18 protein-coding genes are annotated in these 21,985 nt (G+C 41.8%); 10 read left to right on the top strand and 8 right to left on the bottom strand.

The genetic code is table 11. From position 1 onward, the window contains the following. Window positions 1–177 precede the first annotated feature (177 nt). On the top strand, window positions 178–999 hold the full coding sequence (locus LYNGBM3L_RS20640; protein ID WP_008187421.1) for a squalene/phytoene synthase family protein: 822 nt from the start codon (window positions 178–180) through the stop codon (window positions 997–999). A gap of 872 nt (window positions 1,000–1,871) precedes the next feature. Here LYNGBM3L_RS20640 and LYNGBM3L_RS20630 read toward each other — a convergent pair. Continuing rightward, window positions 1,872–3,044, bottom strand: a complete 1,173-nt coding sequence (locus tag LYNGBM3L_RS20630) for a pyridoxal phosphate-dependent aminotransferase (protein ID WP_008187419.1) — start codon at window positions 3,042–3,044, stop codon at window positions 1,872–1,874. A 1,190-nt stretch (window positions 3,045–4,234) separates the two neighbouring features. Here LYNGBM3L_RS20630 and LYNGBM3L_RS20625 point away from each other — a divergent pair. The 8 genes from LYNGBM3L_RS20625 to LYNGBM3L_RS36865 all read left to right on the top strand — a co-directional run bounded on the left by LYNGBM3L_RS20625 (window position 4,235) and on the right by LYNGBM3L_RS36865 (window position 14,058). Further along, window positions 4,235–4,723 (top strand): hypothetical protein, encoded by a 489-nt coding sequence (locus LYNGBM3L_RS20625; protein WP_008187418.1) that lies wholly within the window; start codon window positions 4,235–4,237, stop codon window positions 4,721–4,723. After that, window positions 4,720–6,390 carry an ATPase domain-containing protein gene (locus LYNGBM3L_RS20620; protein ID WP_008187417.1) on the top strand — a complete coding sequence of 557 codons (1,671 nt, stop codon included), beginning with the start codon at window positions 4,720–4,722 and terminating at the stop codon, window positions 6,388–6,390. Before LYNGBM3L_RS20625 ends, LYNGBM3L_RS20620 begins: the two co-directional genes overlap by 4 nt. A 59-nt stretch (window positions 6,391–6,449) precedes the next feature. After that, the gene (locus LYNGBM3L_RS20615) at window positions 6,450–8,633 is read left to right on the top strand and encodes a DUF7125 family protein (RefSeq protein ID WP_008187414.1); all 2,184 of its coding nucleotides are present in this window, start codon (window positions 6,450–6,452) and stop codon (window positions 8,631–8,633) included. A 277-nt stretch (window positions 8,634–8,910) separates the two neighbouring features. Continuing rightward, window positions 8,911–9,702 carry a GAF domain-containing protein gene (locus LYNGBM3L_RS20610; protein WP_008187413.1) on the top strand — a complete coding sequence of 264 codons (792 nt, stop codon included), beginning with the start codon at window positions 8,911–8,913 and terminating at the stop codon, window positions 9,700–9,702. 587 nt (window positions 9,703–10,289) lie between these two features. After that, a complete protein-coding gene (locus tag LYNGBM3L_RS20605) occupies window positions 10,290–11,486 on the top strand; it encodes a GNAT family N-acetyltransferase (protein WP_008187409.1) in 1,197 nt (398 codons plus the stop codon). 442 nt (window positions 11,487–11,928) lie between these two features. Continuing rightward, complete coding sequence (locus LYNGBM3L_RS20600; RefSeq protein WP_008187408.1) at window positions 11,929–12,393, top strand: GIY-YIG nuclease family protein; 465 nt, start codon at window positions 11,929–11,931, stop codon at window positions 12,391–12,393. Window positions 12,394–12,740: 347 nt separating this feature from the next. Continuing rightward, window positions 12,741–13,601: an RNA-guided endonuclease InsQ/TnpB family protein gene (locus tag LYNGBM3L_RS20595; RefSeq protein WP_008187407.1), complete on the top strand. Its 861-nt coding sequence runs from the start codon at window positions 12,741–12,743 to the stop codon at window positions 13,599–13,601. Continuing rightward, window positions 13,567–14,058: an RNA-guided endonuclease InsQ/TnpB family protein gene (locus LYNGBM3L_RS36865; protein ID WP_075873599.1), complete on the top strand. Its 492-nt coding sequence runs from the start codon at window positions 13,567–13,569 to the stop codon at window positions 14,056–14,058. The genes LYNGBM3L_RS20595 and LYNGBM3L_RS36865 overlap by 35 nt, the downstream gene beginning before the upstream one ends. An 11-nt stretch (window positions 14,059–14,069) precedes the next feature. Here LYNGBM3L_RS36865 and psb32 read toward each other — a convergent pair whose 3' ends face one another. The 3 genes from psb32 to LYNGBM3L_RS20575 form a co-directional block, all read right to left on the bottom strand. After that, window positions 14,070–14,792, bottom strand: a complete 723-nt coding sequence (gene psb32, locus LYNGBM3L_RS20585) for a photosystem II repair protein Psb32 (RefSeq protein WP_008187405.1) — start codon at window positions 14,790–14,792, stop codon at window positions 14,070–14,072. Window positions 14,793–15,546: 754 nt separating this feature from the next. Beyond that, the gene (locus tag LYNGBM3L_RS20580; protein ID WP_008187403.1) at window positions 15,547–17,805 is read right to left on the bottom strand and encodes a PBP1A family penicillin-binding protein; all 2,259 of its coding nucleotides are present in this window, start codon (window positions 17,803–17,805) and stop codon (window positions 15,547–15,549) included. A 386-nt stretch (window positions 17,806–18,191) separates the two neighbouring features. After that, window positions 18,192–18,644, bottom strand: a complete 453-nt coding sequence (locus LYNGBM3L_RS20575; protein ID WP_008187390.1) for a MerR family transcriptional regulator — start codon at window positions 18,642–18,644, stop codon at window positions 18,192–18,194. A gap of 216 nt (window positions 18,645–18,860) precedes the next feature. Between LYNGBM3L_RS20575 and LYNGBM3L_RS45965 the strand changes: the two genes are divergently transcribed. Next, window positions 18,861–19,007: a hypothetical protein gene (locus LYNGBM3L_RS45965; RefSeq protein ID WP_154659864.1), complete on the top strand. Its 147-nt coding sequence runs from the start codon at window positions 18,861–18,863 to the stop codon at window positions 19,005–19,007. Window positions 19,008–19,019: 12 nt separating this feature from the next. Here LYNGBM3L_RS45965 and LYNGBM3L_RS41300 read toward each other — a convergent pair whose 3' ends face one another. The 4 genes from LYNGBM3L_RS41300 to LYNGBM3L_RS20560 form a co-directional block, all read right to left on the bottom strand. Beyond that, complete coding sequence (locus LYNGBM3L_RS41300; RefSeq protein WP_131826929.1) at window positions 19,020–19,217, bottom strand: hypothetical protein; 198 nt, start codon at window positions 19,215–19,217, stop codon at window positions 19,020–19,022. 237 nt (window positions 19,218–19,454) lie between these two features. Then, on the bottom strand, window positions 19,455–20,264 hold the full coding sequence (locus LYNGBM3L_RS20570; protein WP_008187399.1) for a hypothetical protein: 810 nt from the start codon (window positions 20,262–20,264) through the stop codon (window positions 19,455–19,457). Next, entirely contained in the window at window positions 20,264–20,878 is a 615-nt protein-coding gene (locus tag LYNGBM3L_RS20565) for a hypothetical protein (RefSeq protein WP_008187397.1), read from the bottom strand. Before LYNGBM3L_RS20565 ends, LYNGBM3L_RS20570 begins: the two co-directional genes overlap by 1 nt. Before the next feature lie 14 nt (window positions 20,879–20,892). Next, on the bottom strand, window positions 20,893–21,591 hold the full coding sequence (locus tag LYNGBM3L_RS20560) for a hypothetical protein (protein WP_008187395.1): 699 nt from the start codon (window positions 21,589–21,591) through the stop codon (window positions 20,893–20,895). Window positions 21,592–21,985 lie beyond the last annotated feature (394 nt).

The raw sequence follows: 21,985 nt of genomic DNA, 5'->3' as shown, positions 1-21,985 counted from the left end.
TTATCGTTTCTATTCCACAGCGGTAACTAGCAACTTACGTTAAATTTGTAAAATTTTGTATCAAAATTCAACATTCTGGATAAAATCCAAAATAACAGTGGTATAATATCTTGAAATTTCAGTCACATCCAAAAAACTTGTTCAAATTTGCCCCATATCGAATATGGATTGGTAAAGATGACCTATAAAGGTAGCTTAGAGATTCTCAAAGAGACTAGTCGGACTTTTTATATTCCAATTAGTACTCTCCCCAAAGACCTTCAAGAAGCTGTCGCTTCTGCCTACTTATGCATGCGTGCAATTGATGAAATTGAAGATCATCCTCAACTTGGTAAGTCTACCAAAGCAGCGCTGTTAAGAACAATTAGCTTAAACCTACAAACAATGGGCGACAGCTATACTGCTAGTTCTACTACTGATGAACTTCTTGCAGTTTTAAGTAAATACGAAACACTTCCAGAGGTAACAACTCGTATTGGTGAATGGGCAATTCTAGCACCAGAAACCATTGCACCTCGAATTTGGGAAGCAACTTCAGCAATGGCAGATAGAATGGCTTACTGGGTTGAGTGCGGTTGGAAGATTCGTACAGAGGGTGATTTGAATGGCTATACTTTCAGCGTTGCTGGTTCTGTAGGATTATTACTTTCTGATTTGTGGGCTTGGTATGATGGAACCCAAACAAATCGTCACCAGGCAATTGGTTTTGGTCGAGGCTTACAGGCAGTTAACATTCTACGTAATCGAACTGATGATTTGACACGTCACGTGGATTTCTTTCCTCAGGGATGGAGTTCAGAAACTATGCAAAGGTATGCCCGTATAAATCTTTCTTTAGCTGATGCCTATACTAACGATCTTCCCAAAGGTCCAGCTAGAAATTTTTGTCAAATTCCTCTTGCTTTGGCTCATGCAACACTTGATGTTTTAGCTCTCGGACAAGCTAAACTGAGTCGTGAGGCAGTGATTGGTATTGTTGATAAGTTGAGTGCGAGGTAGTGCTAAATCGTAATGTTCAGGACGAAAGCATTGCATTGTTGTGATGCACAAAATACCAAACTTCTTCAATAGACATCTGGAGGAAAGTGCTAAAACACTATTGAAAATTGCTTTGAGCAAGAATAAGCCAATCGGTGAAAAGTCGATCGTATCTAAGGAAAGATATGGTGTTGAGTTATTTACTGTTGATAAACCTCCAAAATTACAGCTTTGTATCTATTAATTTAAGAAAGGTTGACTTTATTAAATTACTCTAAAGAGTTTGACTCTAGTAATTAGATGTTCAACACTAATTTGTTGAGTTGGTAACCGTCAATTACCCATGACCAATTACCGATTACCTGAGAAGGTAATGATAATTAGTCAACTGTATTTGGGATGATATTTCTTTACTTTCAGCGACTTTGCAATAAAACTTATTATAAGTTAACTATAAGTATCACCAGAGTAGACAAATCTTTACCATAAGAACTACCCAGAATTTGTTATCCGGAATACACTTAACTCAGATTGAAGTATAAATCTAGAGGCTTTAAAAAGCCTGAGTCGATAGTAAAGAGGTAAGACCTATGGATAGCGAACTGAGCCAAGTTCTATTACTGGTGTTGATTTTTTCTATTTCCTGTATGATTTTGTCTCCGGTGTTATGGTGGATTCTGCCAGACAGAAGCATCAATAACGCCTAACCAGACTTTGCCAAAACCAAGCCAGTAAGCAGGTTTAGATGACATCAGTCTCAATAGCATGTATTATGAACCCACCCCTGCTTGGTGGGTTCACTAGAAAAAAAACTGGTCTGATACCTCACCCCTTGTAGGCAATTTGTGAGTCAATTTTTATACAAAATATTTTTTGCATCTCCTGCCCTTGGGTCAAACTTTTTGTAAAATTTCGTTAAGACCCGCAACGAATCTTTCAATACCCTCTGCTACAGTTTCTTTTTGCAAAGCACCATAAGCAAGCCTGAGGTAACACCCGTCCTCAATACCAAAGGCGCTACCTGGCATCACAGCTGCCCGATGTTCCCGAATCAGTCTCTCTACCAACTCAAAAGCATCCAACTGAGTATCCACTTTTAGGAAAACATAGAACGCTCCATCCGCAGAACCAATGGTACACAAACCCTCTAGACGTTTCAGGGAGTTCAATACCACCTGTCGTACAGACGCGATCGCATTAATATGAGGTTGACAGTAATCTTTTCGAGTATTCAATGCCCCTAAAGCCGCATACTGAGAAATGACTGGGGGACAAATTAGGATTGTATCCTGAACCTTTTGAATTGCTTCAAACAAGTGTTCTGGAATAATCATGTAGCCAATCCGCCAACTGGCAAAACCGTAGGCTTTGGAGAGGCTGTAGAGAGAAATAGTGTGTTGACTACTTTCGGGAAAGGCACCAGGGGAAAAGTGTTTCACCCCGTTGTAAGTAAAGTACTCATAAGCTTCATCACTGATGTGGTAAATTCCGTGATCCCCACAGAGTTGATTTACCTGACGCAATGCCTCTTCGGAATATACCGCCCCAGTAGGATTATTAGGTGATATGGTAACTACTGCCTTGGTTCTGTCGGTAATAGCCTGTGCGATCGCGGACGGACGTAGCTGGTAATTTTCATCGGTTGCCACCAGCACTGGATGACAGCTAGCCATCTGAATCGCCATTTCGTGGTTGAAATAGTAAGGCGTTTGAAGAATAATCTCGTCCCCAGGAGTGGTAATTGCTAGAATCGCGTTCATGAACGCCATGTTGCTTCCTGCGGTGACAACGATGCGGTTGGCGGAGTTGATCTCAATGTCGTTATCACTTTGCAGTTTTGCCTCAATTGCCTCTCGCAAGGCCGCAATTCCATGTACGGGTTTGTACTTATGATTGTCTGGTAAGCTGTAGAATTCACGCAACATTGCCATTGCCTCTGGGGGGGGATCATAATAGACCACCCCCTGTCCTAAGGATATGGTCTCAGGATATTTACGGATCAGTTCCGCAACCATCGGAATGACTGGCAACTGCACCGCCTGCATGCGGGAGCTTAGGTTTTTCATAGTTTCTTTTTGTTTTTGAGTGAACGCACCCGTGGTTTATACTAGCTAATCTCAGCAGTTAATCGAGATAAAAACAACTGAATTTTTTGATTGGTTTAGTTCAGTATTGTATTGCTATCCTTAAAGGCAGGGTAAACGCATCTAACTTAAGCAAGTTTTATAAAATATATATTTTTGAATTTTAACTATTACAGGATATTCCCAAAGATAGTCCTGATTATGACTTAATTTGATTGGTATTGCATTCAGGGTAAGCGCAAGAATCAATAAACCGTGGCTTACCCTCGAAAAAGACCGCGTCATTCTCAACAACTTAACTCTATTGCGAGTACAGTTCTACGAGATTATAGGGGTTTCGAGCCACGATCAACCGATATCCAGCCAATGCACATTATGGGCAATTTTTTCTTGCGCTTACCCTGGTATTGCATTGAGCAGACTATTCGATTATAAATCGAATAGTTGAAATTTTTAAATAAGTAAAATCAATTTACTAGAATTATTGGGTGTTAGCATACAGTTAACTATACACATTGACATTAATTATATATATTTTTAGTTTTAGTTATTATATTTGATTATCATAACTATATTAGTTTAATATCAATTCATATTATATTGCTGAATTAAACCAATTTTTTACTTCTTAATAAAGAAGTTTTTGATTAGCTTTTACAACCAAAATATAATCAGCGTGTTGATGAAATAGCGAGTGGCTATTGCATCAACACGCCGTTTTTCATTTGTCAGACACGCCAACGAGTTCTTAAAAATTAGTCATGAATTCATTATTTTATATTTGTTGATCAACTTAACCTGGTTATTATATCACACTCTTGCTTATTTGTCAATCTAAGTGAGATGCGTTTGCCCTGTCTTTAAAGCCTGTGTTTATAGCAATTCTTATTTAGATGAGGTACAGATTCCTGAGTTTTAGGGGGCAGCAACTTGTTAGCAACTAGCAGGTAAGAGGGAAAAGGTAAAAAATTATGTGTACCTCATAGCTATGATAAACCCTATTATTTGTTAATAAAACTTATTTTAATAAAATAAGTTTCGTTATTTTTAATTCAAAATTAAAAATAAAATTAACAAAATTTAAAAAAATATATAACCAAATCCATTAAATTAAAAAGTAGAATAAGCTTTGTAAATTGATGGGATACATTGGGAATTATCCATAGATACCCATGACTACAACTAATAGTTTTCTTAACCTTAAGTGGGAACGAAAATTTGAGGATAATGCTATGAGCGATCCTGATAGAGAAATGGAGATGCGATCGCCACAACTACTTCAACAGCAAGTCCAGGAGCAAGTTGACCAGGCGAAGACCGAGGCCCGTAAAGAAGAAGTTATCGACATTTACGAAGATTTGCTCACCACGATCTGGAGCCGGATTATGCCGACCTTAGGTAGAGTGACAGTAGTGTCGATTATGGAAAGAGCTCTAGCTTTGACAACGGAAAAATATCCCCTGATTGGCTATTTAGAATCGAGTGCCGAGGGAATTTCGTTTGAGGTGTTTCGCCAAAAGGTTTCACCAGAACAACGGTTACTAATTCCTGAGGCCCTCAAAGAGTTAGTCACAACGTTAATCGATATTCTAGCCATCTTGACGGGCGACATTCTAGTCAGACAATTACTCAAGGAAATTGAAGGGAAAAAACTTATATGATCAGGCCTCGGACAAAGCCCTTAGGTAAACTGCCTACTAGTATTCCTGGTCTAGACTCGATTCTGGCTGGTGGTATTCCGGAATTGTCCATTAACATCATCACTGGGCCACCCGGATCTGGTAAGACAATCTTTACCCAGCAAATACTATACACCAATGCTAGTACACAGCACAAAGCCCTTTATCTCGTTACCCTATCGGAACCTTCAGTAAAATTACTGCACTACCTACAAAAGTTTGATTTTTTTGACCCCAGTAAGGTAGGTACTGCGGTAATTTATCTCGACATCGGCGAGATTATCCGAGAGCAGGGTCTAACAGAAGCGATCGCTGCCATTATTAATTACGTAAAGGAGTACCGACCTGGGCTGATCGGCATTGATAGCTTTAAAGCTATTCATGATTTGGCAACGGATCCCGTAGAAGTACGTAAGTTTGGCTACGACCTCTCAGTGCGTCTGACTACTTGGGGAGTAACAGCTTTTTTAGTAGGGGAATACACTGACGAAGAAATTAAACATCAACCCATCTTTGCCATCGCCGATGGGATTATTCGTCTGCAAAATCAGCCTCTGGGGTTACACTACCAGCGTTATTTAGATGTGCTCAAACTCAGAGGGGAAAATTATTTTACCGGCTTGCATCCCTTTGAAATCAGTCAGACTGGCATAGAAGTCTATCCCCGGATTAAGATGCTGAAAAACTTATCATCGAAGCAGAAGACCAGCCAACAAAAACTTTCCACTGGCATCCCTGAACTGGATAGGATGTTAGATGGGGGATTGCAGCATAGCACGGCAACTATGGTTGCTGGAGGCGCAGGCACTGGTAAAACCTTGATGGGACTTCACTTCATTGTGGCTGGAATTCTCCAAGGGGAGCCTGGAGTAATTGTTACCTTTCAAGAAAATCCCCAACAGCTCAAAGCCATTGCCCTGTCCTTAGGTTGGGATTTAGAGGCCATGGAAAAGCAGCGAATGCTAGTGCATCTGTATGATTCTCCCGTAGAACTACAGCCGGATATCCATGCTGCTAAAGTTAAAGCTGTTGTAGAAAGGGTTAAGGCTCGCCGGATTATGCTTGATTCTCTCAAGGATATTGAGATTGCCACCCCAAATAAGGTTCGCTACAAAGACTATATTTACTCCTTAGTGAACCAGTTTAAACTTCAAGGTGTGACCACCATAGTAACCAACGAAATTGGGGAGCTATTCGGACCGTTTCAGTTGAGTGAACATGGCGTATCCTTTGTGGTGGATAATGTTATCCTCTTGCGCTATGTAGAACTATCCGGTCGCATTGGACGAGCCATAAACATTATGAAGGTCAGGGGAGCGCCCCACAGCAAAGAAATCCGGTTTTTTGAAATTACCTCAGATGGAATTCGCATCGACGAGGTGATTCAAGCTCAAACTGGTGTGCTGACTGGAATGCCTGTCTTTAATAATACTTACTCGAATGACAATGGCTTTAAGGAGTTGCTTAACCAGAGTCGTAATATCATGAAAATCTTGCAGGGGGTGGAGGAGATGGACATCAATGAATTAGCCAATCGCACTGGATTCAGCCCTCAAGACTTGCTCCATGAGTTAGAGAATCTCAAGCAGCAGGGTATGGTAATTACCTGGGAACATCAGAATACAACCTATTACAAAGCTACGATTTGATTGATTATTTGGATTGATTATTAGTTAAATTACCACTAATGACTAATCACTAATGGCTAATGACTAAGCCCACAATCAAATTAATGTCCACAGGAGTGCCAAATCTGGATGCCGTTTTGGGCGGTGGCTTTCCCATCTACTCATTGAATATCTTGGCAGGGGCTCCTGGCACTGGCAAAACCATTTTGGTGCAGCAGATTCTGTTTAACACTATCAAGAACCAACCCCATAAGAGAGCTCTTTATCTCAGTACCCTTTCCGAGCCAACCCTCAAGGTGGTGCGTTATATGCAGCACTTCCAATTCTTCGATGCTCAAGTATTTGGTGAGCAGGTGATCTATAGTGATCTCGGTTCATTCTTAATTGAACAACCGATGCCTAGGTTGGCGGATCATATAGTGGGTTTGGTCAATCAACATCAAGCAGAAGTTATAGTTATTGACTCTTTTAAGGCCATTGCTGACCTGACCGAAAAAAGTGGTGAATTCCGCCGTTTTTGCTACGAACTATCGGTTCGCCTCGCCAGTGCTCGTTGCACTACTTTTTTAGTGAGTGAATCCGATCGCTCCCAGATTAGCAACAGTGCAGAATTTGCTTTGGCTGATGGCATTATTTACCTTTCGACCCATGAGGAGGCAGGGGAGCAACGCCGTTGGTTACAGGTTCATAAATTACGGGGTCTGGCACCCTATATGGAACCATTTCCGTTTGTGATCACTAATGTGGGGGTGCGGATTCTCAGCCCTACCCTAACCCTCAGGCAAAAGTCGGTGAGTTGGTCAGTGCCAGCAGGGCTTATGGTGATGGGAATTCCGGGTTTGGATAAACTGTTGCGGGGAGGTATCCCCTACGGTCGTTCAATCATCCTCTCGGGAGTTGCTGGCACTGGTAAAACTACCTTTGGCCTACAGTTTCTCATGGCTGGAGTTGACCGAGGGGAAAAAGGTTTGCTCTTTTCTTTTGAGGAAACCCCCTCTCATCTGTCCCAGATGGCAGCCGGTTTTGGTTGGGACTTAGAACTTCTGATTCAACAGGAAATGCTGCGCATTGTCTTTGTTACCCAAACTAACATCCGGGTTGAAGAACACCTAGATCAAATTGCTCAGGAAATCGCCTCCTTCCAGCCTCAACGTTTTGTGGTGGATTCAATATCAGTCTTGCTCTACAAAGTCAATAACCGAGCCATCCAGCGAGAAAAGACCTTCCAATTGGCAACCCTGATGCAACAAATCGGTGGAGTGGGTATCTTGATCTCAGGTATCCCTGCTCATGAAACTGGACACCTATCCAGCTTTGGTGTGGAAGAAACCATTGTCGATGGCATGATTGTGCTATCAAAAGAACTGGTTGGTCGTAGACGCGATCGCTATCTAGAAGTGTTTAAAATGCGAGCATCTGACCATGTCTGTGGTTCTCACCCCATGGCAATCACAGAAAACGGTATTGAGATATTTTACAGTCCCAGCCAAATATCCCCCCCCTCAACCACCGAATCATTAAAATTTCTTGGGGATACGACCTATTTAGTGTTTGGGTCACTGCAACAATTGCTCCCAGGCAAAATCCCCTATAACACCGCTTGCTTGGTGGAGGGCGCTCCCGGACTGGGTAAGAGTACCCTAGCCTATCAGTTTTTGCTCTCAGGCTTGCATCGCCAAGAATCAGTGCTATATATTAGTGCCGATATTCCTAGGCAGCAAGTTTATCAAACCCTCCCAAGTTGGGGATTACTCCCTGACCCCTACCTGGAAGCAGGGCAGTTGGTGATCCTCGATACCTTTAGTCCCATGGTAGAGACATTGCCAGCAAATTCTGTACACCTGAATCTCAATGACCCGGAGATGCTTTTGCTCAGGATTGCGCAACAGCTCGAGCAAATGCCTAAACCCTGTCGAGTAATCTTTGACTCCCTCACGCCTCTACTAATCAGCTGTACCCCTAGAGAATTTATTAAGCTGGTCTACCGCAAAAATCGCCAACTCCGTCAGCCTGATGTGGCAGTGTTAGATATTTTTGCTCAGGACGGAATCGAAAAAAGCGATCGCTACAATTTACTGAACCTTTATGATCTGGTAATAGACCTTTATTCACCTGACTGGGATGAAATGAATAACGGAGCAGACATTGGCTACAAAAATTGGCTGCGAATTAGTAAAATTCGTGGCGCTAAGGCAGATCAGCGTCCCTACCCTTACAGTATCTCCCCCACTAACGGGATTGTGATTGAGAGCACCCCATCTTAATCAACGATTCTCGATCACGATTCATTTCCCAAACAGTAGAAAATCTCTCGACGCTTCCATAACATCTAGCGAAATCAGCGTGTCGGAACAAACTTTTGCTATCGACCACTCCAGAAAGACGCGCGCAAAATACCAAAATTTATGAACTGATCAACTATTCTCAGCCGTTAGTCTTATATTTATGAGTTTGTTTGAGAAATACGGTCTAGATTCTGATGCTAAATAGCCTTTACACTATCATTGCCCCTTAATATAAAAACATTTATGTTTAAAAATTATGACAGGCAACCAAGCGGTGTGGCAAACAATCTTTGACCAAATCAAGGCAACTATTGACCCACCAATTTGTGGTATGCTTCTTCTAGAAGAGCAAAAGACTCGGTTGCTTATTGTGCTAGGTCAGCAGTCAACTACTACTGCGGCTGAGCAATTGCTAGCTTTGGCACTGATTACCTTGGCTAGCTTAACTGACCTAGACCTCCAACCAGACCAAATTCAGATGGAGTTAGTGGCATCACAGGAAACTGATGCCCCAAAAACCGTGGCTTATTTAGCCCAAAATGACCTGAAGCGACTGTTTGTTACTCTAAGTTTTCTAGCATTTTGTTCGGAAACGCGATCGCTAAATGTTGCTGCCTTAGGGCAAGCACTACGAGAGAGCACCCTGATGCAAAACGCGATGGCTGGATTGGCGGGCTGGAATCTAATCAATCGTCAGGGGGTGATGATTTATCGCTACCCAGAAGCCCCGGAATTAGATTTAATTGATAAATACTATTCCGATCGCCGCTATTTTCAACAAGCTATCAAGGGACGCACCTATATATCAACAGTTTTTCGGGCGAAGAGTAACCTGTGGGTTGCCGTGGTTTCTTTACCAGTGATTGGAAATGATGGGCAGGTAGTGGGGATAGTATCTGGGGGTTTGGATTTGGCAGGAGTGCGGTCATTTCTGAGCGTGCCAGTGATTGATGACCGTAAAATCAAGGGTCTAATTACCATTGCTAGTTCAGAAGCAGACGCTTTTGGTGAGAAACAATTGAAGGTTATCAGCTCACTGGGCTCTTGATAGTGATCAGTCAAAACTTTCCCTTGTTGGTTAATCACTACCGGATAGCTCGACAATATCTGCCGTTGTGAGGCTGGTGTCTGTAGCAGAGCTGACTTGATGATCAGGGCAAACTGCCGTTGACCTGATCGGATGCGAGTAGATCTGCCAAGGATTTTCCTTGACTATCAAGACCTTCAGGGTTTGAAGTCTGTGACTAGATGTGTTATGTAAAAGATTTACTAACCTTTCTAGCCCATCTGGAAAAACAAGTGGCTCTCGCTGATGGGGTCTTGTTTGGTGCAGGTACAATGCCAGCCTATGGTGTCAAGTTAATTTAACTTAAACTAAGAGACAGGATATCTGGTCATATCTCGTCTGATAACTCCCTCGATCGATAAAATAAAACTTGAAGTTACATACTTGAAGTAAACTGTAAAAACGTTAAGGCTCAAGGTAACAAACATGCCAGTTTCTGAGTAATTGATCGAAGGAATTGTTTCAGACTTGGCCTTGGCCTATTGGCCACGCTACGCGAATGGCCACGCTACGCGAACAGACTTGCTGACTTGACCAATCTCAAGTTCCCCTAATCCTAGATTACCCCAATGGTTCAACAACCCAAGCTTGACTATTCCGTTATCTGGGTCAACCGCATGGCAGATATTCCCCAATCCCCTTGGGATCACCTTGCCCAACCCCTAAAAACCCCTTTTCTGGAGTGGGAGTGGTTGAATACTATTGAAACATCTGGCAGTGCTACTGCTAAAACCGGTTGGTTGCCCAATCACTTAACGGTGTGGCGAGATAGACAGCTGATCGCTGCTGCACCTATGTATGTCAAAGGTCACAGTTACGGAGAGTTTGTCTTTGACCAACAGTGGGCGGATTTATCCTATCGCTTGGGCATTTCCTATTATCCGAAGTTGTTGGGTATGACACCATTTACCCCAGCGGTAGGCTATCGGTTTTTGATCGCACCGGGAGAAGATGAAGATCAGTTGACACAAATCATGGTAAGTGCTATTGATAATTTTTGCGATCGCAATCATCTGTCTGGTTGTCACTTCCTCTTTGTTGACCCGGATTGGCGACCAGTAATTGAACGCAATGGTTTTAAGGGCTGGCTACATCACAGCTATATTTGGCAAAACCAAGGCTTTAGTAGTTTTGAGGATTACCTAAAGGTCTTTAATGCCAATCAACGCCGCAATATTAAACGAGAACGTAAGGCTGTAGCCAAAGCAGGTCTGACCCTGAAAATCTTAACGGGGGATGACATTCAAAAATCCTTGTTTCCCTTAATCTACAGCTTCTACAGCAGCACCTGCGATAAATTTATGTGGGGTAGCAAATATCTCACGCGCCAGTTTTTTAAACAGTTGTATCCTAACTACCGTCAGCGAGTGGTACTAATTGCTGCTTATCGGGAGGAGGATGACCAAAAACCAGTAGGAATGTCCTTTTGTATAAATAAGGGCAATCATTTGTATGGTCGTTATTGGGGCTGTTTTCAAGAATTTGACTGCCTACATTTTGAAGCCTGTTACTATGCACCGATTGAGTGGGCAATCGGCCAAGGAATCACCATGTTTGACCCTGGTGCTGGTGGGCGTCACAAGAAGCGTCGTGGTTTCCCAGCAACTGCTAACTATAGTGTTCATCGATTCTACGATAAACGCTTTGACCGGATTTTTCAAAACTATATCGATGAGGTTAATTTAATGGAACGTGAGGAAATTGAGGCTATTAATCAAGATTTGCCCTTTACTAAGCGCGAGATTAACTTTCAGATTCCGGATTGATTAGCAGTTGAGGAGTATTTTGAATAAACGTGGCTTTTGCACAAAGCACGTAAGCATTCAGCGGTCAGCGGTCAGCCGTCAGCTTGCCATAACTAATATTAAAAGAATGCTTACTTATTTTATTCAAAAGTTCCGTAGCTTCCTAATAGCCCATAAGCACATCAAGTAGGGTGCGCTTAGCACATTAGCTGATAGCACATCAAGTAGGGTGCGCGATCGCATTAGACATCTCCAGAAACTCGGTTTTGACCCAGGCAGTGCAAGGGTTTGAGGTTAATTTTTGGAGATGTCTATTAGGTGATAGCTGATAGCTTACCAAAGCACAGATCAGATTTCCCGGATCTGAATTGAGATCAGGTCTTTACATAAGGTCATTAGGTGTGCTAATATTACCAATTCCTAGCATACAAATCAGGTATTGCTCAGCCCAAGTACAACAATAATGAGTAATTTTCGCCAATGCTCACCCTATGACCTGCTAGCCCTGGCTGTCGATGAAGCGTCGGAGGGAAGACACGCAGCCGCATTGCGTTATATGACCATGGCTGTAGAGCGTTCTAAGCTTCCAGAATACGCTAGTGACGCTCAAACCTTTATTCGGTTGCACAAAGCCACAGGGACTTTAGTACAAAGCTGCCTCTCCAGCCCTGAGGAAGAAAATCCAGCTAGGCTTTACTTTATCTTAGACAAGGGACGCAATGCGATTCGGATCGGTTACACTACTAACCCCAATGGTAATATTAGAGGGCTTGAAACTAAGAGTGTAAAGACTTTAGAACTAATAAAAATTATCCCAGGAAGTGCTAAGATGGAAACCGAATTTCACAGAAAGTTCCAACATCTTAGGATTTCTGGGGAATGGTTTGATGCGACTCCAGAAGTGATGAGATATATATCATCTCTTTGACTTTGTAATCTATCAGCTGTCAGCTATCAGCTGTCAGCTGCGTGCACGCTACTTGAGGTGCTATCAGCTGACAGCTGATAGCTGGTTATTTACGGAACAACCAAAGCTGAAAGCCCCGTGTTTTTAAACCGGGTCAGAAGTTACCGCAAGAATAGTGCAGCCAAAGCAAGTTGGTAGGCTATGCATTAAAGGTGACAGGTTTTGTTGTAAGGCTGCACTATTAATCAGGTTTCGTCTCCGGGATGAAAGCTAGTAGCGACTTTAGTCGCCGTGAATATTTGAATCTGTCCGGGTATTTGTCGCCATATAGTGTAGACTAAAATAGTAACGGAGGAGGTCGATATCCGGTGATCATACTTGAATTCAAAGCGTACGGGAAAGATAGTCAGTACACTGCAATAGACGAGGCTATTCGGACGGTCAAGTTTATTCGTAATTCTTGCATTAGATTGTGGATGGACAATAAAGGGACTGGAAAATATGATCTTAGTAAATACTGCAAGATACTAGCTAAACAGTTCCCTTTCGCTAATGAATTGAATTCAACAGCACGACAAGCAGCGTCTGAGCGTGCATGGTCATCGATTGTCCGATTTTATGACAACTGCAAAAAGAAGGTGCTAGGAAAGAAAGGTTTCCCCAGATTCCAAAAGCACTGTCGCTCTGTTGAGTACAAACAATCTGGATGGAAGCTTTCACCTAACAAAAAAGCTATAACTTTCAGGGACAAAAAAGGCATAGGTAAGCTGAAGCTCAAAGGGACATGGGACTTGTGGCGCTTTGATTTGAAGCAAATTAAACGGGTTCGCATCGTAAAAAGAGCTGATGGCTACTATGTACAATTCTGTGTTGCAGTTGAGGTAAAAGAGGAATTAACCCCCTCCAAAAGAACCATAGGATTAGATGTAGGTCTAAAAGAGTTCTATACTGACTCTGATGGAAACGCTGAGCCTAATCCTAGATTTTACAGGGCTGGAGAAAAGCGTCTAAAGTTTTATCAACGTCGAGTTTCTCGCAAAAAGAAAGGCTCATCCAATCGCAGAAAAGCTATTAATAGACTAGGCAGGCATCATCTTAACATAAGTAGGCAACGTGAAGAACACGCCAAGAGACTGGTTAGAAGTTACCGCAAGAAGAGTGCAGCCTTTATAGTTGATAGGCTATGCATCAAAGGTGGCAGGTTTTGTTGTAAGGCTGCACTCTTCTAAGGTTTCGTCTCCGGCACGTTGCGTAATCCGGTCTAACGACCTGGTCGCCTACGAAGACTTAAGAGTCAAAAATTTGGTCAAGAATCATTGTCTAGCTAAGTCTATTAATGATGCTGGTTGGTATCAATTCAGGAAATGGTTGGAGTATTTTGGAACTAAGTTTGGCCGAGTCACTGTAGCAGTGAATCCCGCCTATACTAGTCAGAACTGCTCTGAATGCGGCGAAACGGTGAAAAAGTCCCTGTCAACTAGAACTCACGTGTGCAAATGTGGTTGCAAATTAGACAGAGACCATAATGCCGCAATCAACATTCTTAATAGAGCCTTAGGTACGGTGGGGCACACCGGAACCTGGGTCTTAGACCCCAACGCTTCAGGAGATTTGGCCTCTACTGTTCTTGGCTCCGGCAAGGTTCAGCAAGTCGGATCGTTGAGTGAAGAATCCCCGCGTCTTTAGACCGGGGAGTGTCAAGAAAAACCTTGGTAGAAAAAGTAGGTAACCATCGGCACAACTGTAGCAACAACCAAAATAACTACAACCCAAAGGGTGGCATTGCTGTTTTTAGTTTCTTCTGCACTCTTAAAGTTGCCAGCAATGTTGATTTCTTCTTCAACTACAGGAGGACCAGGATCAGGTTCGCCAGATAAAACAGCTACTATGCGATCGCTTACATCTAAGAAACCCTGATTATACTTGTTACCATCCCGCAGCGGCACCTTTAGGGTTTCAGAAGCCACACTTTCAGCAATGTCATCGGACATAATTTCCTTAACGGCATTGCCAGTAACGATAGCACTGTTATTGGTCACAGTATTCAGCACTATCAAGGTTTGATTAGCTTGCTCCTCTGGAGTAGTATACCATTTTTCAAACAACCCTTGGGCAAAGGTTGCTGCTGTTTCACCATAATCTAGGCCATGGACAGTGACAAGTCTAACTTGATTGCCCGTTGCTTTCGCTAAATCCTCTAAGGATTGAGTCAACTTGCCTTCTGTAAAGCGAGAGAGAACTTCTGACTTGTCAATTACCCAAGTCGGTTCTCCAGCGCTAATGTTAGGCATTTGATAGAGATTGATGGCATTGGCTGGTGCTGCAATTATTCCGCTTGCTAACAGGATAGCTAAAACAGGGATAATTAGGGATTTTATGTATTTGTGTTGGTTTTGTAGTTGGTTGAGGAGCTGTTTCATAACAAAGCTGACAAAAAAGACGTTGACTCTCTCAAAATAGGCTTGTCCCTAAAATACTATGAAACTGGCCATCAACCTAATCTTATTTATCGGCAAGATAATGGTAATTAGTGAAACTGCTAACATGTCACCAGTCAGGTCTAGGAAATTTAACTATTATATAGTGGCTTTAGCCACCGCGAAAAAATATTTCTGGAATTCCGGTATCGTCGTCGCAATTCATGTATAATTAAGTATAGAGTACAGGCTGAAAAACCGTGATAGACAGCTGGAAGGAAACCATGTCTGACCGCCTATAAAGTAGTAATGCTCAGAGGGTAGGGAAAGTCCTCTTTAAAAACCCAATCGTCAACCAACAATTGGCGTGTGAACCTAGAAAAAACACTTTTGAAAAAACACGGTGCGCGCCTCCTAGGGCAAGTAAATCTCCCTTGGGTCGTACCTCAATGTACGGTGGGGCACACCGGAACATGGGAAAAGGGAGGAAAACAGTTTTTAAGGCACTCTCAAGTAAGTACCCAAACGCCTAAGGAGAACTGCCCTCTAGGTCTGTCGTGAATTGACTGGGAATTTGGTAGGTTACTACGGATTCTTGGTTAAGTACTGCCTCTTCCCGAGGACACGTCGGTTTACGGTGGTTCGTCGATCTAGGAATCCCCGCGTCTAATGACCAGGGAGTGTCAAGATAGCGATAACTTTCAACCTCGAAAAGGGGTCGATATTGGTAGACTTTGGTAGCTAAAAAGTATCGGTATCAACTCTCTTTCGGTACCACCTGAGCCATATATTTACCCCACAACTGGGCAGCTTGGCTACTACTGCCACTAGTAGGAGAATTATTATCATTGCCGAACCAAATCCCTGTAACGATCTGATGCTTGGGAATAAAACCGATAAACCACAAGTCTACATTTTTATCAGTAGTACCGGTTTTTCCCCCTTCTCCTTGACCAATCCGGGCACTGCGACCGGTGCCACTGGTTACTACACCCTGAAGCATTTCTGTCATGGTGTTGGCTACGGCTGGTGAAACCGCTTGCTTGCTGATATTTGGCTGATCAGCGAAGTTGTAGATTACTCGACAGGTTTGGTAGTCTTGGTTATCCGTGCAATCACTACTGTCGAGAATTCTGATAATGCCATGGGGACGATACCACATCCCTTGATTTGCGATCGCACCATAGGCTCCAGTCATTTCCAATAGACTAACTTCACTTTGACCTAAGGCTAAACCAAACACAGGATCCAGTTTTGAGCTAATACCCAACCGTTGCGCCATCCGTACTACTCTATCTAAACCAGCATCTTGAGCTACCCTGATCGCTACCGCATTTTCCGATTGAGCCAAACCAGCATACATATCAATTTCAGTAGCATCTCCAGACCGCTCACAACGTCTAATCCGTTTAATCCCAGAGCAGGAGTAGGTTTCGGTTGGTGAAATCCCTTTTTCTAAGGCAGCAGCATAGGCAAAGAGTTTAAAGGTTGAGCCTGGTTGACGCTTGGCTTGGATAACGCGATTAAACTGGCTTTTTTGGTAATCGGCTCCTCCAACCATGGCTAGAATCTCGCCATTACTGGTATTCAGGCTTGCGATCGCTCCCTGGGAAAATCCTAAGCGGCTACCAGTGTTCTTGACATAGTCCCGTAGAGCAGCTTCAGCTTTGGCCTGAGACTCAGTATCTACAGTAGTTTCTACAATAAAATTACCTTCCTTAGCCAACTCTTTGCCCAGTAACCTCCTCAATTGCTGGAAAACGTAGTTATAGAAATAGGGTGCCTTGGTGCTAGAAAGCATTTCTCGGGCTTTGGGGCTAACTTCAATCCGCGATCGCCTAGCTCGATTGGCTTCCTCTCGACCAATCATTCCCAAAGCGTGCATGCGGTCAATCACCCGATTCCGTAATTGTAATGAGGTATCATAATTTTGGATTGGGTTATAGCTATTGGGTGCTGGCAAACTTGCTACCAAAGTAGCGGCTTCTTGGATATTCACATTAGCTGCTGATTTGTCGAAGTAAAACTGAGCAGCATCTTCAAAACCAAATGCTTCTATACCTAAGTAAACTCGGTTTAAGTAAGCCTTTAAGATCGCGTCCTTACTGTAAACTGTCTCTAACTTTAGGGCAATAATTGCTTCCCGCACTTTCCGGTCTGCGGTATTGGCTCGACCGACATACTCGGGAAATAGGCTTCTTGCTACCTGCTGAGTGATCGTACTAGCACCTTCGCGAATACCTCCCCCTTGAAGATTCCGCACTACAGCTCGCATAATCCCATAGGGGTCTACTCCGAAGTGCCAGTAAAAGCGGCTGTCTTCTGAAGCAATCACTGCTTTCGGCAAATATGGGGAAAAATCCGATAACCTCCTAAGTTCTCGGTGAGCATCGGTCCGGGGTTGCCGTAGGGGAATTTGGTCACGAGAGTAAACAATCACAGGGCCTGTGACTCCCTCGGGCAATGGTCTGACTGATGGTGCTTTCAGGGTTTCAAATCCAATCAGTAATACCACTAAGGCAATTATCCCACCGATGCCATAGAGAAAGTAACGAATTCCTTGGATATACCAGGGGGGAGGATAGACGTACTGTAGCTGAACTGATGCAGCGAGTTCTGGTGGGCCGATGGTCAGGGTGTCTCCGTGATACAGAAGCAAGGAAGAAAGTCGGCGTCTGCCACGATAGATACCATTGGTAGAGTTTTGGTCTTTTATGATAAACCTACGGCCACGTCTACCATACCGTTCTAGGGAGAGATGAACTTGACTGACTACTGGGTTGCGAACGATTATGTCACAGGATTTGGAACTGCGCCCCAGTACGTAACGGTCCCCAACCAGGGGATAGACATCGGATTTGTTGGTATTAGCGTCTTGCACCCAAAGTTCCGGCACTCTAGCATTAGGCTTTAGTGCTACTGCTTGAAGATTGACCTTCGCATGAATGGTCTGTACTACCTGAGTTAGCTGACTAAGTATGGTCTTTGGTGGTTTGGAGGGTGGTTGAGAACTCATGGTTGTCAGCGATAAGCGATTGGCTTGGGTGCTTCTGGAACCATTCTAATCGCTCTAGCAATCAGCTCTTGTCCACTGTTCCCTGTTCCCCACTCGATCATTGAGCCCCCCTAGCCCCTCAATTTTGGGGGGAACAAAACTCTTAAAGTCCCCACTCGATCATTGAGCCCCCCTAGCCCCCCAATTTTGGGGGGAACAAAACTCTTAAAGTCCCCACTCGATCATTGAGCCCCCCTAGCCCCCCAATTTTGGGGGGAACAAAACTCTTAAAGTCCCCCCCGGTGCGCTTTCCAATGGGCGAGTAAATCGCCCTTGGGTCGCACCGCAAAGTTGGGGGATTTAGGGGGCTGGCCCAAAATCAGAGGATCGCGCATTCATACTTCAATTCAGCGAGTAGCAGGAAAACTACCACCCACAAAGTGAATATCACTAAAGGTTTCAATCCACAAACGAGCACCACAATCGAGTGGATTATCTGGGTTATAGACAATCTTACATGGACCAAGGATTTCCACTTCGTTGCCGTAGATATTGCTACCACTGCGTTTTACTGAAATCACTGGCTTGCGGTCTTGAGGGCTTTTCTTGATATTAGATCCTATGTGATTGCGATTAACATTAATCTTAGCTAGAGCGGGAGGACGACTAGTGCGCCATTTCCCCTTCGGTCCACGAGTACCTTTGGTAATTTGTGGCAAATGGTTGAACAGGGGAATAATCCAGAATTTCCCAGTTTTATAGGCACCCCGCACCCGACCCTTCTCTAGGAGTTGGCGCAATCGTCGAGAAGAAATTCCTAATAGAGATGCTGCTTCAGTAGTTCCAACGCACTTGTTCATGAGTGGGGTCTCTTTTAACTCTTCCTATAATACTAGTTTAATAGAAAAAATAAAAATTGGCCATGTGAGGGAGCAGGGAGCAGGTAATAGGTATAAAAGTGTGTTAAGCGTGGAAAGGGTGGGTAGCAAGTCAACTGCTGTGGTTTCCACTATTAGCGATTACGTCAATATCAGAATAGTTAGGAAATCAGGCAGAAAGAGAGTAGGGATTAAAGTGTGGTAAGTGTGGAGAGGGTGGGTGTCAAGTCAAGTGGTGTGGTTTGGAGTATTAGCGACTGCGTCAATATCGGAATAGTTAGAAAATGGGGAATCGGGAATGCGATCGCAAATAACCTAACTTTGGAGCGAGGGAACAGGGAATAGGGATGAAAGCAGCTAAAGTGTGGTAAGTGTGGAGAGGGTGGGGGTCAAGTTAAGTGGTGTGGTTTCGAGTATTAGCGACTGCGTCAATATCGGAATAGTTAGGAAATCGAGAATCGGGAATGCGATCGCAAATATCCTAACTTTGGAACAAGCGGAAGAGTCTAGCCTACAGTCAATCTTGTATGGGATCACATATAAATGCGCTCCCATTTTATTGTGTGACCTGCTCCTGACAATTGTTTGAATCCCTGAAGTAAAACTATTCCGGTAACTGTATTGATTAGTTGGAATTTTCTGTTCGCGAGCTGCTGCTGATATTGGAGATATCATGAATGCGTTCCATAGAGTGACCAAAGGTCAATCGCAGAAATGAGATTGGCAGGTTAGGGATTTTCACCGTCGGGGATGGATCGGATGAGGCGGGGTTCCGGATGGAGTGCGATCGCTTTAGCTTTTATAGCCAAAATCTAAAGCTATAGTGACAGTATATTTCCTAGTTTCTTTAATTGATTTTTTTAAAGATGCTTTGAGCTGCGTAAAACTTTCCGGTATTACTAAACTTGCTGCTACATTCAGGCTTGTTTCTACTTGACTAAACAAATTTATATTTTGTTTAAATTTTAAGTCTTTATTGAACTGGCGATTATTGATTATAAAGCTAATATCTGCGTCTTTTTCTAAAGAGTATTTCTTGACATATTCTTTAACAAGATCTAGATTAGGAGGTTCCTTTTTAAGCTCCATTTTAGCATGATTTTCTAATTCCTTTTTCTTGTCTCTAGAAATTTTTGCACTTAAATATAAATTATAAATAAGACCCAAAATCTTTGCTTTAACATTAGTCTCTTCTGCAAAATTCGTAACATCAGTAATCTTTAAATCAATACTTGTAGCACCTAAATAATTACAGATTGTTATATAGTGATACCACTTGGGAAGAACTACCTTATTTTCAACTTTATCTGCCAAAAAGTATTTCATCGGATCTTCAGAACTTTGAACAAGAATATTTCCATTATCAAGAATATTCTCATGATCTAGCTTTTTCAAAAAACTAATTGTTTCTGGATCTTGATAGTTTTCTATTAAGTTATCCATTAGCCAAGTTTGATCATTTGTTTGAATTGATTGGTAGAATTTATCATAGTTTTTATCATTCCTGATCTGTTCGATTTTATCGCCAGGTAAAACAATAATAACTCGCCGTTCGTTTGCGGAAGGAATTTTTTTTGGGTATGGTTCATATCCAACTGGCATTACCAATCTTCCTCGTTTAAAATAATCAATATACCATTGCTTATAGAAATAATACAACTTGGTAAAATGAGATTAGTTGTATTCAAAAATGAGCTGATTAACCAAGCAATAAATATTGGATTAAGTAAAAAAATAATAGATTGAATTATGGGAAATACAAATCTTTTCCATTTTGTTTGTAAGTATATACCAAGTAGTTGTTTTTTTATGGTGTTAAGCTGTAAATCATAAATTGTACGATCAAGGTTTTTTGAAAATTCTTCAACTCTATTAGAAATATAAAATAGCCAGTCTTGAACTGTATATCCATTTTTAAAAACAGGAATTTTTCCATAAATACCAATAATTGCAGGACGATTGGTAATATCAAATTCTTGAGTAACAGTTTCAATATAAAACTCAAAATTACTGTAAAAAAAATCAATCCTCTCTTTGTTAAATACTTTAAAGTTAGACAATTTTAATTTATCAATACGATTCATAACTAATTTACCTTCAGTATCAAATAGTTTAATTTCTCTTAAGTTTGTTACAAGTATACCAGGAGTATCTTTAACAAGTAAATCTGAAGTATCTTTTTGGTAGTTAGGTACAAAGTAGTAGAGTGATATCATATTGATTAACTGGTTTACATTAACTTCTGAAGTATATCTATGATTAATTGATTAGCCAATTTCCCTGAAACAAGACTACCCACAATCCAATCCGCGTTTTTGACAATTTGAGCATTATTGATAACTGTGTTTAGTCTATCTTTAAAATTTCTCAAATACGAATTGCTGAAGTCACTATCTGAGAAACTAGGTACTCCGCATTCTATTGGATTAACGTTCACCATATCTTTTCCTGGTAAAACACCAAAATAATTACCTACTATAATAAAATTATTTTTTTTTCCCCAATCATCAAAATGTTTAAAATCATGCTTAATAGCAGCTATATATCGTTGTTTTTTTGATTTATTAACAAAATTATCAAACTGATCAACCACCAAAATATATTCACTTCTGACAACATAAATAATATATTCTACTTTTTTAAAAACCTCTTTTTTAACATTATAGTTATTCCTGTCTCCAGCAATATCATCAATATAAGAAAAGGCAATTTTTTTGTTAGCTCTATTTTCTTTGATTACTACTCTTCGGTGTCGTTCACGTTTTGATGTAGGTTTGACATCTTTTACCAACTCACAATCTAGCATAAGTTTACGTAAAGTTGATTTACCACTATCATCAACACCAAGAATTCCAAGCTTTTTACCAAAAAACCAAGGTATAGTTCCATTGAAATAATTTAATTCTTCTGTATCCCATTCCCATTTCATAAGAGTAATTGAAGCTTCTTTAGTTTAATTTTATAACAATATTTTTTTATAAATGTTCATAACTGACATATCGCAATAAAATTTAATAAATTTTGTGAGCATGCCCGATGCCTGCTACTCAGTCATAGAGTAGAGGAGTTTTGCAATTATCCAATAGGAGCACTAGGGGAACGCTGGAACTGATGTGGGAATGCGATCACATGTAACCACTATAAGCACCTACACAAAATAAATTACCTACTCTGAATCTCTGTAACCCTTACATTGTAAGGCTTTGATTTTTGTAAAATGTGCAATTAATTTTGTGCACCTGCTTATAATAGTTTGAAACTAGTGGGGATGAGGGATTAAATGACAACTATATAGTTGGTTGCTTGAGATTTAGACTGATGTT

Source organism: Moorena producens 3L, from assembly GCF_000211815.1.
GTDB classification, from domain to species: Bacteria; Cyanobacteriota; Cyanobacteriia; order Cyanobacteriales; family Coleofasciculaceae; genus Moorena; species Moorena producens.
This window is presented reverse-complemented; position numbering and strand designations above follow the sequence as displayed.